Annotated in this window: 9 protein-coding genes; all 9 read right to left on the bottom strand. The window is 54.9% G+C overall.

All coding sequences use genetic code 11. The annotated features are described in order from the left end of the window. Nucleotides 1-198: 198 nt before the first annotated feature. A complete protein-coding gene (locus KI367_RS20940; protein WP_246537155.1) occupies nucleotides 199-942 on the bottom strand; it encodes a CAP domain-containing protein in 744 nt (247 codons plus the stop codon). A 245-nt stretch (nucleotides 943-1,187) separates the two neighbouring features. Beyond that, on the bottom strand, nucleotides 1,188-1,649 hold the full coding sequence (locus KI367_RS20935) for a GNAT family N-acetyltransferase (protein ID WP_246537154.1): 462 nt from the start codon (nucleotides 1,647-1,649) through the stop codon (nucleotides 1,188-1,190). Further along, complete coding sequence (purT, locus tag KI367_RS20930) at nucleotides 1,639-2,829, bottom strand: formate-dependent phosphoribosylglycinamide formyltransferase (protein ID WP_212952072.1); 1,191 nt, start codon at nucleotides 2,827-2,829, stop codon at nucleotides 1,639-1,641. Before purT ends, KI367_RS20935 begins: the two co-directional genes overlap by 11 nt. Nucleotides 2,830-3,042: 213 nt before the next feature. Beyond that, nucleotides 3,043-4,914, bottom strand: coding sequence for an ABC transporter ATP-binding protein (locus tag KI367_RS20925; RefSeq protein ID WP_212952066.1), 1,872 nt, complete (start codon nucleotides 4,912-4,914; stop codon nucleotides 3,043-3,045). Continuing rightward, nucleotides 4,911-6,683, bottom strand: a complete 1,773-nt coding sequence (locus KI367_RS20920) for an ABC transporter ATP-binding protein (RefSeq protein ID WP_036708086.1) — start codon at nucleotides 6,681-6,683, stop codon at nucleotides 4,911-4,913. The genes KI367_RS20925 and KI367_RS20920 overlap by 4 nt, the downstream gene beginning before the upstream one ends. Nucleotides 6,684-7,277: 594 nt before the next feature. Next, on the bottom strand, nucleotides 7,278-10,934 hold the full coding sequence (locus tag KI367_RS20915; protein ID WP_212952065.1) for a dynamin family protein: 3,657 nt from the start codon (nucleotides 10,932-10,934) through the stop codon (nucleotides 7,278-7,280). A 222-nt stretch (nucleotides 10,935-11,156) separates the two neighbouring features. After that, entirely contained in the window at nucleotides 11,157-11,429 is a 273-nt protein-coding gene (locus tag KI367_RS20910; RefSeq protein WP_036715558.1) for a hypothetical protein, read from the bottom strand. 46 nt (nucleotides 11,430-11,475) lie between these two features. Beyond that, nucleotides 11,476-12,141, bottom strand: coding sequence for an endonuclease III (nth, locus tag KI367_RS20905; RefSeq protein ID WP_036715557.1), 666 nt, complete (start codon nucleotides 12,139-12,141; stop codon nucleotides 11,476-11,478). A gap of 91 nt (nucleotides 12,142-12,232) precedes the next feature. Continuing rightward, nucleotides 12,233-14,965: an S-layer homology domain-containing protein gene (locus tag KI367_RS20900; RefSeq protein ID WP_212952064.1), complete on the bottom strand. Its 2,733-nt coding sequence runs from the start codon at nucleotides 14,963-14,965 to the stop codon at nucleotides 12,233-12,235. Nucleotides 14,966-15,284: the final 319 nt, after the last annotated feature.

Genomic DNA, 15,284 nt, shown 5'->3' with positions numbered 1-15,284 from the left:
AATTGAGCCTGAACATCTCAATTTTATCGGGATGGTCTTGTTGGTCAAACCCTCGTTCCCTCCACCCGCATAGCGGGTGGTTTTTTGTTTCGCACGCTTCGCGAGCTCAACTGGCTAAAGCCTAAATAAAAAAAGCCCGTTCCATCAGGAAACGGACTTCTTCTTTAAACCGCAAGCTTACGATATATAATATTAGAATTAGTTTGCGATAAATTCTTGTACCCAGTACCCGTTGTAGTAAGCCACGCCGATCGTCGTGTAGTTGCCGTTCAGAATGTTGGCGCGGTGTCCTTCGCTGTTCATCCAGGCTTTCATGACATCTGCAGGGGTTTTTTGGCCCTTAGCGATGTTTTCGCCCGCATAGCTGAAAGAAATGCCATATTTTTTCATCATGTCGAACGGAGAGCCGTACGTCGGGGAATTGTGGTCGAAGTAGTTGTTGTTGCTCATGTCCTTCGCTTTATCCATCGCCATATTGGACAATTTCGCATTTTCCGTCAGCGGCTTCAAGCCCGCTTTGGCGCGTTCCTGGTTGACCAGCTTGACGACCTCGGCAGCATAAGCCGATGGGTTCGAAGACGTTCCGGTCGACGGTTTGGACGTTTTCGGCTTCGACGGTGCAGGCTTGGAAGGCTGCGGCTTGGACGTTTCCGGCTTCGAAGGCGCCGGTTTCGAAGGTGTTGGCGTTGTCGGCTGCGGGTTCGTTGCCTGGCCTGCGCCCGGGAACTGGATTTGATATTTGAATGCGTAACCGCCGTTATTTTGCAGCCATTTCTCCACATAGCTTTGCAGATCCTGCAGGTTTTGGAAGCCGCTTGGCGCCGGTACGGAATTTTGCTGGGCAGACGCTGCCGATGCCGGACCTGCTCCAATCAGACCCACCGCCAAAACGGCGGCACATGCCGTGCTGACCAATGTTTTCATCACTTTATTGTTCTTCATGGATATATCTCCTTCTCATGGTGTTGTTGCTCGAACCGATCCATTCCGGTTACAAAGTTGTCATTTCTTACTCCCACATTGTAACATGTTTGTATTCCTTGTGTAGGCCACAAATATTGGAAGTGAATTTCCAGAAATCCGATTTCAGGCTTGATACGAAAAGCGGGGGCTTTGCTGGAATTCGCGGTCAAACGACAAAAAAGCCCGTCCCGAAACGGGACGAGCGTATCATCATGTATAGTGAATTAGTTCAGTTTTCTCACGAATTGATATCCGATTTTTTCGAAACCGATATGTTCATAAAATGCATGCGCCGGTGCTCTTTCCACCCGATTGCCGCTCACCAGGAAAAGCGTTTGGCTTCCTTGCTTTTTGCCCCACTCTTCCGCGCTGCGGATCAGCCTTTTGCCGATGCCTTGACCGCGGTGTTCCTTGGCCACGATCAGAGCCGACACCTGCGTCGCCGTCTCGTTTCTCGCAAAGGACTTCACCTGATTCAGCGCAACCATGCCGATGACCTTGCCGTCAAGCTCGGCGACCATCGTGCAAAGCTTCGGATTGTTCTCGGAAGCTTCGATCCGCTCGCGCATCACGTTAATGGTCGTCGGATAATTCAGTTCCCGCATCAAAGCCACGACGGCTTCGAGGTCGCTGTCGCAATTCGAGAAACGTATTTGCAGGGCGGGTGCCAGAATGTTACTGTTCATGATCATATTCCTCCACTTTTAAAAGACTGGCGGCATGTTTCGCCGTATTCCGTGCTTTCTGAAGATCCCCATCAGCGCTTAAGGCGACAGCCATTCTTCGGCCGGCTCTCGTCTCAGGCTTGCCGAACACCCGGACTTGGGTCCGCGGCAGGCTGAGCGCTTCCTCTATGCCTCCAACAGTAAAATTCGTACTTGCGTCGTCCGCTTTCAAAGTTGCCGAAGCACCCGGCGTCAGCAATTCGACCGACGGGATCGGAAGTCCGAGAATCGCTCTGACGTGCAGGGCAAATTCCGATAAATCCTGGGTGATCATCGTCACCATCCCGGTATCATGCGGACGTGGCGAAACTTCGCTGAATATGATTCCATCTTTCGTAACAAACAGCTCGACTCCGAAAACGCCATAACCGCCCAACTCGTCGGTGATGGCTTTCGCGATGAGCTCCGCTTCCTTCCATTGATCCGGGCTGAGCTCATGAGGCTGCCAGGATTCAACATAGTCGCCGTCTTTCTGAATGTGGCCGATCGGTTTGCAAAAGGTGGTGCCGCTTACAGAGCGTACGGTCAGCAGCGTGATTTCGCTTTCGAACGAAACAAACGATTCGACGATGACGCGGCTGTTTTTGGCGCGTCCGCCTTCCATGGCGGCGTTCCAGCAAGCTTCAACATCATCCTCCGTACGGCACACGCTTTGGCCTTTGCCGGATGAGCTCATGATCGGCTTGACCACGCATGGCGTTCCCAAAACAGCCACTGCTTTCTTGAGCTCCTCCAAACTATCGGCAAAACGGTAATCCGCAACCTTCAGGCCAAGCTTCTCGGCGGCCAGACGGCGGATGCCTTCGCGGTCCATCGTCAGGCGCGCGGCCCGTGCCGTCGGAACGACGCGGTACCCTTCTTCCTCCAGCTCAAGCAGCGCCTCGGTTGCGATTGCTTCTATTTCAGGTACAATCAGATCCGGTTTTTCCTGATGAATTATCTGTTTCAGGGAATCGGCATCGAGCATATCAATCACATGGGACCTATGCGCGACCTGCATGGCGGGCGCATGTTCGTATCGGTCCACGGCAATGGTTTCTACGCCCAGTCTCTGGGCTTCCAGTACTACTTCTTTCCCCAATTCGCCGCTGCCCAGCAGCAGCATTTTCTTGGCCTGTGCAGAAAAAGGAGCACCCCACACCACTTCCCTATTCCCCCCTACTAGTGTATACCACATCTGTATACCTCAATCACTATTTTCGGGGTTTAGGAGAAAGATTGCAAGAGTGCTCCGACATTTTCCTCTAATGTTCACAAACTTTCCTCATTTTTAGGCCTTAAGGCTGTCGAATCGGTGAGGAAGTTCATTGATTTTACAGAAGTTTGTTGTGAAATGTTCCAAATCGTTTCCGGATCAAACGAATTTAAACTGGGCTTCGATCAGGCCGTGGTACGTTCCGCGCTGACGCATCAGCTCGGCATGGTTGCCCTCTTCCTTGATCTCCCCGTGATCCAGCACGACGATTTTGTCGGCGTGGCGGATCGTCGACAGACGGTGCGCCACGATAAACGAAGTCCGGCCTTCCAGCAGCACCTTCAGCGCCTCCTGAATTTTCAGCTCCGTTTCCGTATCGATGCTCGCCGTCGCTTCGTCCAAAATGAGAATCCGCGGATCGGCCAAAAGGGCGCGCGCGAAGGACAGCAGCTGGCGCTGCCCCATCGACAGCATGTTGCCGCGTTCCTCGACCTCCGTATCATAGCCCCCCGGCAATTTTTCGATGAATTCGTGGGCGTTGACGGCTTTCGCCACCGCTTCGATTTCTTCGTCGGTCGCATCCAATCGTCCAAACCGGATATTGTCGCGAATCGTGCCGGAGAAAATAAACGTATCCTGAAGGACGATGCCGATCTGGCTGCGCAGCGTTTCCAGCTTCACGTCGCGGATATCCATGCCGTCGATCGTGATTTTCCCGCCGGAAATGTCGTAGAACCGGCTGAGCAGGTTGATGATCGTGCTTTTGCCTGAACCGGTATGCCCGACGAGCGCGATCGTTTGGCCGGCTTTGACGTCCAGGTTGATCCCTTTCAGCGCCTGACGGCCTTTGACGTATTCGAACACGACGTTGTCCAGCCGGATGTAGCCTTTGATTTTCGGCATCGGCACGGCGTCCGGCTTATCGTCGATGCTCGGCTTCTCGTCGATGAACTCGAAGATCCGCTCGGAAGAAGCCATCGCCACCAGCAGCTGATTGTACATTTGGCCGAGACGGTTGATCGGCTCCCAGAAGCTGCCGACGTAACTCGAAAAGGCGACCAGGAGGCCGACGGTCAACTGGTCATGCTGGATCAAATAAGCGCCGAACCAGAACAGGATCAGCGTACCGATCCCGCCCGTAATTTCGATCAGCGGCCCGAAACCTTGGTTGAGGGCGGAAGCCCGGTCCCAGGATTTTTTGCTGTCCATGTTCATTTTGTCAAAGAACTTGATGTTTTCCTGCTCCTGCGTAAACGCTTGGGTCACGCGGATCCCTTGGATCGATTCGTTCAAGTGGGAGTTGATCCGCGAGTTTTTCATCCGCACGTCCTGCCAAGCCCGGCGTATTTTGATCCGCAGTTTGGTCGATATGAAAAACATGATCGGCACGGTCAAAATGACCGCCAGCCCCAGCTTCCAGTTGATCAGAAGCAAAATGACGACGATGCCCATCAGCTGCACGCAGTCGATCATCAGGTTCACGACGCCGTTCGTAAACAGCTCCTGCAGCGAGTTGACGTCATTCGTGACGCGCACGAGCACCGATCCCGCCGGACGTTTATCGAAAAAGTTGAACGACAGCTTCTGGATATGCTTGAACAAATCGCTCCGCAGATCATATATGACGCGTTGTCCGATAATATTCGTAAATTTGATGCGGAACGTGCTCGCCAGCCACTGAATAATATAAAGCACAAGGACGCATGCCGTAATCGTATAAAGCCAGGTCAAGCTCGGGGAGCTGCCGTCCGTGGGCGCGATCGCCTTGTCGATCGCCATACTCGTCAGATACGGAACCGTCAGTTTCGTCACCGTGCCGAGGACCATCATCAGAATGACCAGCGGCAGCAGCTGTTTGGCATAAGGTTTCATGTAGGAAAACAATCTCGTCAACTGCGACCAGTTAAACGGTTTTTCGATGACTTCGTCGTCCTGGTACACGAAGCGTTCCCCGGTTTTGCCGGAGGCGCTGCCCTTCGGTTTGCCCGCTTCTTGATGCGAACGCTTCTCTGCGTTAAAAGCCGTACTCATGAGCTCACCTGCTCTCCTGCATCCCCATTCATCCGGGCAATGTGGTCTGCATATTGTATATGGTATACGTCCTGGTATGGGCCAGGAACCGCAATCAATTCATCGTGTTTGCCCCGCTGGACGACTTTGCCCTCATCCAAAACGAGGATCTCGTCGGCATGCCGGAGCGAGGAAATCCGGTGGGCGATAATAAACGTGGTCCGCCCCTTCATGACCTCCTGGAATCCCGCCTGAATCTCGTGTTCGGTTTCCATGTCGACGGCGCTTGTCGCATCGTCCAAGATCAGGATCTTCGGATTTTTGAGCAGGGCGCGCGCGATCGCGATCCGCTGCTTCTGCCCGCCGGACAAGCCCATGCCCCGTTCCCCGACGATCGTGTCGTAGCCTTCGGCCATTTCCATGATAAAGTCATGGGCTTTGGCCAGCTTCGCCGCCCGGATGATCTCGTCCATCGATACGTCCTTCATGCCGTATGCGATGTTGTTGCGGATGCTGGAGGAAAACAGGAACGTTTCCTGGAACACGGACGCCACTTGGCTGCGCAGGCTGTGCACCTGAATATCGTTAATGTTGACGCCGTCCAGCTTGATGCGGCCGCTGTCCACGTTGTAGGCATGCATCAGCAGCTGAATGATGGTCGATTTGCCGGAGCCGGTTCCGCCAAGCAGGCCGATGACCGTTCCCGGAGGCGCATCGAGATTGATGTCCTTGATCGCCGGAAGCTTGTTCCCGTAAGCGAAGGTTACGTTTTCAAAAGTGACGTGCCCCTTGACGTCCTCCGCGCGCAGCGCGATGGCCCCTTCCTTATCCTTCACGTCGATCGGCTGGTTCAACAGCTCCATGACGCGTTCCCCGGAAGCTTCCGACTGCGTGTAGTTGTTGATCAAATAACCGATGTTCCACATCGGGCCGATAATGTACCAGATCAAGCTGAAAAACGCAACCAGGCTCCCGAGCGTCAGCGATTCGCGGATGACCATCGAGCCGCCGACCCCGAGGAGGATGACGACGCAGATGCAGGCCAAAAGCTCCATTAACGGAAAATAGCTGCTCCACAAACCGGATGCAAAGATCTGGTTGTTTTTGTACCGCTCGTTGCGGATGGAGAACTTATCCACCTCATGAGGCTCGCGCGCAAAAGATTTCACGGTTCTGACGCCCGTGATGTTCTCCTGCACCGACGTGGTCAGCGCGCTGAGCGCAAGACGCATTTCCTGGAAAGCCGGATGAATTTTGTTTTCGAACTTCAGCGCCACGATCACCAAAAACGGAATGCTGATCATCGTGATGAGCGTCAGCTGCCAGCTGATGGACAGCATGACGACGGCGCCGAAAACCACCATCAGAATCGTATTCAAAATTTGCGGAATGCCGAAGGCGATAAACTGGCGAATCGCTTCGAGATCCCCGGTCAGACGGGACATCAGGTCCCCCGTTCTGGCCTTGTCGTAATAACGGAAAGACAAAACCTGGAGTTTCTCGTAACATCCGTTCCGCAAACGGTAAGCCAAATAGTTCCCCATTCTTCCGCCGAAGAAACCGCTTAAAAATTGCATTAGCGCTTTCAAAGACACGACCGCGATAACGGTCAGCGCAAGCGCGGGGACTTTCTCAAAGTGCTGCTTCTGAATGGCATCGTCAATCAGCGTGCGCAGCAGGTTCGGGGTTACAAGCCCGAGTGCAGTAGCTATGGCGAGGCAGAGTATAGATAAATATAAAAAACTTCTCTTCTCCCAAAAAAAGCTCTGCATTTGCCTGAGAACATTCATGGTTCTCCTCCTTCATATCATCTCAAAACTTGATCGCTTCACGTTCCGGATTGCATCCATCCGGCGAAAGGCCTTCCTCGGTACCCGTTCCCCCGCGGGAAGCCGTTTTGATCCTATCGGAATGCGTGCCTATTCGCCTATCCCGATATCCTTCAAAGCGGATCCTGCCGACCGAACGGCGATTTCAGGCCGTTTCCCCTCGTTTTTGCATTTTTTCCCGGAAGTGACGTCGAATATTTTGAAGTTTATCACCCTCTTCCAAAGGCGGCAAAGAGGATAACCGGGCATATTCTCGCGGCATTGGCAATCAATGGTCATTACCTCGGCTTAATCCTGAATTACTTATCAAATCATTGAAAATCCTCGCGTTCTCTGCCGAACCCAACAAGAAGATCATTCCAGCTGGCAAAAGCTTTCCAAAAAGCGAAATACCGCGGTTAACCATTGGGCCATCCGTCCCCGAAACGGTCTCTTTCCTTTCGAAAAATGCGTTTCAACCGTGTAAGGTTCGTCTCTCCGCTCCCCCGTTAAAAAACACGAAAAAGGAAGCGCCTATCGATGACGCTTCCTTTTTTCTCCCACCGGATTTGCCGGTCATATATGGATGTTTTGTTCCATTTCCTCCAGCTGGGCCGCCAAACGATCCCAAACTTCAGGCTGTTCCCCGGAAGCCAAGGATGCGTTAGCCGCTTCCAGCGCTTCCTTGAGCTGTTCCCGCAGTCCTTCCGCTTGCCTGGACTGGGCAGCGGCCGCCAATTTGCCGTAGAAATCCACAAGGAGCTCCTGTTTTTTGGCGGCTTCCGTGCTTAAAGCTTCTTTGATCACGGGTTCGATGGCGTTTTTCAGCTTTTCCCGGCCGCCCCCTTCGAAGAAATGTTTGGGCGATTTGAAGAGCGGCCAATAGGCGTTCCAATCCACGAAATGAACCGCCCCTGCTTCCTCCCACTGCGGAGAAGCCCATTCCGATTCCTCCGGCGGCGTCAGCATCATTGCGGCGTCGTATTCCCGAATGTCGTTTACCGCTTCTTCGGCAGCGGTCCGCAGCACCGCCTTGCCCTTGTTCTCCAGGCGCAGCGTCGTCGCCCACAGCTCCTGCTCCAGCTCGCGGACGATGGTCCGTTCGAGCTCGCGCCCGCAGCCTTCGAAAATCCGTTTCAACTGGCCGGCATCTTCCCGGAGGACCGACGGATGGAAAGCTTCGGCGAAAAACTCGCCGAGACCGAAACCGATCCGCTGCCTAACATGGAACAGCAGTTCCAGCGTCTCCTGCTCCATATCGCCGGAAAGATCCTGGCCGGCAAAAGATTCGATCCGCTTCAGGGCAAGCCGGCCGACCTCCTGCAGCTGCAGGCGGCGCCGTTCGCGGGCCCCTTTGTCCTGGCGGGCCAACCCGGCCCACTCGGCGACCCGCCGGCGCACGGCCGAAATCTCCTGCAGGCTGCCGGCCAAAGACAGCTTCGGCAGCTCTTCGCCGGCAAATGCGCCAAGCGCGTTTTCGAAAGCTTCAAAGGCCGATTCCGCATACAGCCTTTGGTCCCCCGCCAGTTTGCCTTCCAGCGCCTTCATGCTGGATACCGGGTAAATATGCGGAAGCCGGATGCCCCGCGCTTTCAGATTGCCCTCGACATGTTTGACGACCTGCTCCAGCTCCTCTTCCGAGGACGCAAGGTCCGAGGCATTGACGATAAAAAACATTTTATCGAGCGCAAAGCTGTCCTTCACCCTGCCGAGCTGGGCCAGAAACTGGCGGTCGCCTTTGGAGAAGGCATGGTTGTAATACGTCACGAATACGATGGCGTCCGCATGTTTCATGTATTGGAACGTGACGCCCGTATGCCGGGCATGAAGCGAATCGGCGCCCGGCGTATCCACGAGCACGATTCCCTGCTCCGTCAGCGGGCAGCTGTAATATAAATCGATCCGCTCGACGAAACAGGAGCGCGTCTCGTCGGCGACAAAGGTTTTGTAGCGATCCAAATCCACGGTCTGCACCGTGCCGAGCAGCGCCCGGGTCTCCTCCCAGCCTGCCGCCGCCGCTTTCAGGAACCCGTAATGCGGCAGCCCGGCCGGATGGATCCCTTCCGGCTGAAGCCCTTCGACGGCCTGGATCCAGCCTTCCTCCGGCGGCGTTCCGAGCTGCAGCACGGAGAAGGAATATTCCAGGTCTTCCCGGAATGCGGCCGGCGATTTCATCGTTACCCGGGCGGTGCCGTGCTCAAAGCCGTCCTGCGGGGCGAGGATGCGGTTGATCGCCGCCGTCGTCGGATGCGGCGATACCGGCAGCACGCGTTCGCCGAGCAGGGCGTTGGCGAACGACGATTTCCCGGCGCTGAACGCTCCGAACAGCGCCATCGTAAAGGAGCCGCCGGCCAGCGCCTCGGCCCGGCTCTTCAGCCCCCGCGCGGCGGAAGCGAGCGCGGGATAACGCGCAAGCAGCGCCGCCGCGTCCTGCAGGCGGGCTGCTGCGGCGTCCAGCCGCTGGCGGCGGCCGAAGGCCGCGCCGCCAAGCGGCTCCGCCCCGCTGCGCGGGGCGGCGGCGGGCGCGGTCTCCCGCGCGCCCGCGTCCATGCCCTGCGGCTGCGCAGCCGCAGGGGCAGGGGCGCTCACCTCCGGCAGGAAGCCGGGGGTGAGCGTGACGCGCGCCGGCAGCAGCGCCTCGGCGGCTGCCGCGCGCGCCGCGATGTCCCGCTCCAGCTCCTGATAGCGGGACATCGCGGCGGACTTCTCCAGCAGCGCGTTCAGGTCGCGGATCACGCGCTGCTGCTGCTCTTTGGCGGATGCGGCCACATCCGCCAGCACGTCCTCCGCCGCGTTCACCGCGGCGCGGCGGTACATGCCCTTGATGTCTGCCGACAGCATCCGGCAGTAATTCAAAACATATTCGCCGGACATGACCGCATCCGGCTTCACCGAACTCTCCAGCATGCCCTCGCCGATCTCGGGCATCGTCGCCTGCAGCTTTGCCTGCAGCCCTTCCGTCCAGACATTCAGCGATTTGCTCCACTGCTTCAGCAGCTCCAGCAAATGCCACTCGATCTGCGCCGATGTCTGCTCCCGCAGCGCAACCGCGAACTTGCGCAGCCGCTCCTGCTTCTCCTGCTCCGTCTTGGCGCCGCTGAAGAAGAGCCCTTTCTTGAACCCGGCCTTCCGGCTTTCCAAAAACGCGCCGGCCAAATCCCGCAGCTCCGCAGGGGTAATGTTGGCATTGTCGAGCAGCGAATCGACCTGTTTGCGAATGTGCTCGCGCTCCGTTTGCGGCAGCTCCTTCAGCCGCTCCAGCTCTTTGCGGTAGCCAGAGATTTCCGCCTCCAGCTTCGCCGCCGCTTCGGTGCCGCCCATTTCCTCCAGCAGCCGCTCCTTCGTTTCCTCGAGCGAATCCGCATATTTCTTTACATGCTGCTCGGCGATATGGCGGGCGGAGCAATCCAGGCTGTAGCTTAGGATCGGTTCCCGCTTTTCGATCAACCGTTCGACCAGTTCCTTGATCTGCTTCCATTGGTTGTACGGATGCTCCGGTTCCTTCAGCGACGTAAACAGCAGGCTCACATAATGGACCTGCCAGCGTTTGAACGCAGCCTCCACCTCGGCCCGATAGCTTTCAAAAGACAGCTCTCTTTCGCGGTGTTTATCGATTTGGTTCACGACAAGATACAGCGGTTTGCCCCAATCGGACAAGCTTTTGGCGAAAGCGAGGTTATTTTCCGACTGCACATGGTTGTAGTCCATGACGTACAGCACCGTATCCGCCAGATGCAGCGCCGAATGCGTCGCCTTCTGGTGGCTGTCGTCCGTCGAATCCACCCCGGGCGTATCCATGAGCACGCCGCGCTCGCCCAGCAGCGGAATCCGGTCCCACACCTCGACGGAGGAATACGAGCCGCCATTGGTGCAGTATGCGTATAATTCGTCCAGGGAAACCGTTTGAGGTTCGGATGTTTGCCCTGCCTTATTAGCCGCGGCTGCCGGATAAATCAAGGCTTTCGGCTCGCCGTTGCGGATCGAAACGACATTGGCGCTCGTCGGAACCGGGCTCGACGGCAGCACCTTTTTGCCGCATAAGGAGTTGATCAGACTGGACTTGCCGGCGGAAAAATGGCCGCAAAACGCGATCGTCATCTCCCCTGCCGCAGCTTTTCGTATCAAATCGCTTACCCATTGGGCCGACTGGCGGTCTCCCCAGCCGTCCAATGTTTGCTGCAAATCCTGCAAAGACTCCGTATGAGATTGAATGGTCGGACTCGATGTCGACATACTGCGTTTCTCCCCTTAGCTCTGTCAGTGACTCCGGAATGATCCTGTTGATCCGTTTCCAGATTCCTCAAATAGTTACATTTTAACATTTCGGCAGCGGAATGAGAAACATTTTTCGCCGGGGGCCTCCCCTTTTGGGGCGGCGACGGGCAAAAAAATAAAACCGAAATTCCTTTCGGTTTTATGGTATCAAGCCATTGATTCAACTGTGCGCCGCTAACCTTAAGCGTTGGCGTTTTCGATTTCCGGAACGAGAATTTCGAATACTTTGCCATGCTGCAAAATGGTCGTGCCGCGGGACTTGTCCTTCATGACGACAACCTCCGGCTTCACCGACATGCGGTCCAAATAATGCTCCGGGACGTCGCCGGAGTGGCTGACGGTCACGCCCTCGAATTCTTTTTCTTCGTTTTCGGCCAGCTCGGTCTCCATCACTTGGTCCATAATATCGGAAAACAGTTCAAAATTGTCTGTATACACTGAGATGCATTTCATGTATAATCCCATCCTTCTCCATCTTTGTAGGTCCTATCCTTTATTGCTATTTCTTATCTTTTCTGATTTGGGACGTCTTCATACGTTTTTTCCCTTCGCGGCATACGTCAAGCAGCGGGCAAACCTGGCATTTCGGGTTTTGGGCTTTGCAGTGGTAACGGCCGAAAAAAATGAGCCGGTGATGCGTCAGCGTCCACTCTTCGCGCGGCACCTGCTTCATCAGCTTTTTTTCCACTTCCAGCACCGAATCCTTCCAATTGGCCAGTGCCAACCGTTTCGAGACCCGTTCCACATGCGTGTCCACCGCGATGGCCGGAACGCCAAACGCGTTCGAAACCACGACGTTGGCGGTTTTGCGGCCCACTCCCGGCAGTTTGACCAATTCGTCGTGTTCGCTGGGAACCTCGCCGCCGTATTGCTCCATTAACAGCATGCATAAATTGCGGATATGTTTCGCCTTATTCCGGTAGAGTCCGATTCTGCGGATGTCCTGCTCCAGCTCCTCCAGCGGAACGGCAACGTAATCTTCGGGGGACTTGTACTTTTGGAACAAATCCTTCGTGACCTTGTTTACCGTCTCATCGGTGCATTGCGCCGACAGCAGCACGGCGATCGTCAATTCGAAAGCGTTGCTGTGGTTTAATTCACAATGAGCGTCGGGAAACATTTCGCCGATCGTATCCAGTATATGTCGTACGGTGGCTGCCTTCATCGCTTTTGTACCTCCTGCAAAAAAAACGTCTTGATACGGGTAAGACTCCCCGTATCAAGACGGTGTATCTCATGACCATTCCCAAAGCATACTATTGTTTCTGTATTTCGACAATCGTTCCATTGCTTAAATACAAAACAATATTATCATTTTCTTTCAGGGATTGCACGGTTAATGTGGTATCTCCCTGATGGATGTATGCAGCCGGAGAAAGCGGGAATTGGTTGGCGTCATTGACATTTTGGCGTTTCACATATATTTCCTTCGCATAACTGTCATATTTCCAAAATGCTTTGGTGGCTACGGAAAGCACTTTGACGACCGAATTTCCGTCCGCATCCTTGCGCACCTCGACGCGGTTGCCCGCCGAAACGTTGGTGATGCTCAGCGCGCTTCCGGCATCGTTCATGATTTTGGAGGAGCTGTCCAGCTTGAACGTTTCCGTCGTTCCGCCATACGTTTTGACCGTAATGCTTGGCGTCGACGACGAATTGACCGCGGTCACCTCGCCGGTAGTCAGCTTCACCAGCTGAACGGATGCCGGTTCGGTGCCGTTGAAGGTCACGTTCAGCAATTGTCCTGCACGCAGGTCCTGAACCGTGATCGCCTGCCCGTTTTCGTCCTTCAGCGCGGTTTTGTCCACATAGAACTGGCTGGTTACGCCGTCTTTTTTAACCGTTACGCGGGAGTTGGCATAATCCACGCCGAGAAGCTCGAATTGCACGTTGGTTTTGACTTGAATGGTCTGAATCGCGTCCTGGGTCGCATTCAGCACGGCCGCAATGTCGGTGCCCACTTTAACGTCGGAGAGCGAACCGCTGCTTTTTCCGTATACCGAAACGACCGGATTGTTGAACGGCAGCGTGATGCTTTGGCCGTCCGCCCCGAGCAGCGTCAGCTTTTTGGTCGTCAAGTTCAAAGAGGATACTTTGCCTTCATATTGGTAAATGACGTCGATCGAAAGCGCCCGGTTCGACAGGTACGTGATATTGACCTTCCGGCCGTTCGTCAGGTATGGCGCAATGCCGTCCAGCGTAGGTTCGGACGCGTTGTAAGACAATTTGGTTTTTTCGTCAAGCGTTACGACGTAAGGCTTTTTATTGGCATCCATCAGCGTCAGCACTCTGGATTTCGGTTCGTATTGAACGACCGTCGCCCCTTTTTTCTGTTCCATTTGGCGGTTCAATACCTGGATTTTCGTTACCTGATCCTGCGGATTCAGCGTAATTTCCACCTGATCGCCGTTCGTCTCGTCCGCGTTCAAATCGCTGAGCGTTGGCGCGGCGATTCCGCTGATGAAGATCTCCGGTTTTTCGGCAAGCAGCTTCACTTCAAGCTGTCCGCCGTCGCGTTTGTAGGTGATCGTGGCATTGTTCGCCCCGACTTCATACAACGTGCCGCGGATCGTTCTTTCCACGCTCTGCGTTACTTCCACCGTTTCGAGCACATTGTTCTTCACGGTGTATTTGATCACCGCGCCGTTTTTCAGCTCGGATGGGGACAGCAGCTGATTTTGGTATTTGACGACCAGGCTGTCGTCCCAAGTGTAGCTTTCCAGGTCGCCGGACGAATTTTTAATGACCAGGGATTTGGTCGCCGTATCCACGCTCTGCAGCGTGCCGGTTCCGTTTTTGTTGACGACGCCGGATTTCACCTGAACGATGACAGGTTTTTTCGCCGACGTGAACGTCTCTTGGCGGATGACGATTTTGCTGCCGGCGACGAGGGCCGAAGGATCGATTTTGGCGCCGTTTTGATCCAGGAACGCCGTACTTTCGTCATACGTGAACGGTTTGAAGGTGCTGTTCGTTTCCAGCCACAAAATGTTGCCCGGGGAAAGCTTCTGGAACGTGCCCTCTACGCTTTCGAGCTGCTCTTTGGCATCGGTCACCTCTACGTAAGCCGCCTTCGATCCGCTGCCGATGACCAGCACTTTCGTGTATGGCTTCAGGTCGGCAAAGCTGATTTTGCTTTCGGAAGCGCTCGTGAAGTACATGGTGGAATTGTCCAATGCATATGTACGGATGGCCCCATCGACGTACAGCTCCAGCTTGTTGCTGCTGAGCCCGGTAACGACGCCTTCCGCCGTGTTGGCATATTTCACGTCGTTATAAGCTTCGGCCCGGCTGAAAAACGTTGCGAGCTGGGCGCGGGTGACGGAGCCTTGAGGATCAAAGCGGTTGCCTTCCACGCCGTTGGTCAGCCCAAGCTCCAAAGCCGCGTTGACGAAACCTCTTTTGGCTGCGGAAATTTTGCCGTTGTCCGCGAAATTGGTCGCTTTGCTTGCAAGCGCCGCCGCTTGGCTTTCTTTGCCCAACGCGCGGATCAAAACCTCGGTGATCCATTCGCGGCTTGCCTTGCGTTCGCCCCAGGTCTGCTTGGAGTCGGAAGCCGCGTTTTCGCTCGTTTTATCCAGCAAGTTTTGCTGAATGGCTAGCGCGACGTACGGTTTGAAATAATTGTTGACCTGCATGTTCGCCGGCAGCGCCACCGAGGCGTTTTTGTCGACTTTGCCTTCGAGCCCCGCAAAGCGGATTGCCATCGTGACCGCTTCCTGCTGCGTGACGTTGTCATTGGGGCGGAAAAGTCCGTTGTTGCCGAGGAGAATACTTTGGGAAGCCAGCTTATAAATATGTTTTTCGGCCCAGTATCCGCTTTTGACGTCTTTGAACAGCGCGCTCGCCGCAGTGGATTGGGCTGCCGTATTATTGGACGCGTTGTCGGCGAACACCGCCGTTCCGGAACCCATGACCATCATGCCTGCGATGACGGCCGAAACTACTTTTTTAGAATGAGATGATGAATTGCTGCGCCGTTTGACCATTCTTTACTTTTCCCCTTTCGAAATGACGGTCGTACCGCTACCGGTATAACCCTGAAAATAACAAGAAAAGAACTAAAGAGATTGCGCTCCCGCCCAGGCTTCTGTCCGAAACCCGGCCGCTCCCGGAGCGCAAACTTTAGTTCAATTCATATAAGAAAACCGTCTATCATCGTATCGTGAGCATCTTCAACGAAGACAGACTGCATTCAGCGGAATTTTTTCTTGCGATCATCGGCTTGTCCGGCTTCGCCGAACGGTTGCGCATTCCGATGATCTTCAAAAAAATCGCGACGTATGATGCTATTCGACAAGAAGAACG

The sequence above is a fragment of the Paenibacillus cookii genome (assembly GCF_018333375.1).
GTDB classification, from domain to species: Bacteria; Bacillota; Bacilli; order Paenibacillales; family Paenibacillaceae; genus Paenibacillus_AQ; species Paenibacillus_AQ cookii.
Note: the sequence above shows the minus strand (reverse complement) of the source record. Positions and strands in the feature narration are given on the sequence as shown.

Coding starts and splice junctions, on each gene's coding strand:
- KI367_RS20900 (WP_212952064.1), bottom strand. CDS start 14,965: ATGGTCAAACGGCGCAGCAATTCATCATCTCATTCTAAAAAAGTAGTT.
- nth (WP_036715557.1), bottom strand. CDS start 12,141: ATGAAGGCAGCCACCGTACGACATATACTGGATACGATCGGCGAAATG.
- KI367_RS20910 (WP_036715558.1), bottom strand. CDS start 11,429: ATGAAATGCATCTCAGTGTATACAGACAATTTTGAACTGTTTTCCGAT.
- KI367_RS20925 (WP_212952066.1), bottom strand. CDS start 4,914: ATGAGTACGGCTTTTAACGCAGAGAAGCGTTCGCATCAAGAAGCGGGC.
- KI367_RS20915 (WP_212952065.1), bottom strand. CDS start 10,934: ATGTCGACATCGAGTCCGACCATTCAATCTCATACGGAGTCTTTGCAG.
- KI367_RS20940 (WP_246537155.1), bottom strand. CDS start 942: ATGAAGAACAATAAAGTGATGAAAACATTGGTCAGCACGGCATGTGCC.
- KI367_RS20935 (WP_246537154.1), bottom strand. CDS start 1,649: ATGAACAGTAACATTCTGGCACCCGCCCTGCAAATACGTTTCTCGAAT.
- KI367_RS20920 (WP_036708086.1), bottom strand. CDS start 6,683: ATGAATGTTCTCAGGCAAATGCAGAGCTTTTTTTGGGAGAAGAGAAGT.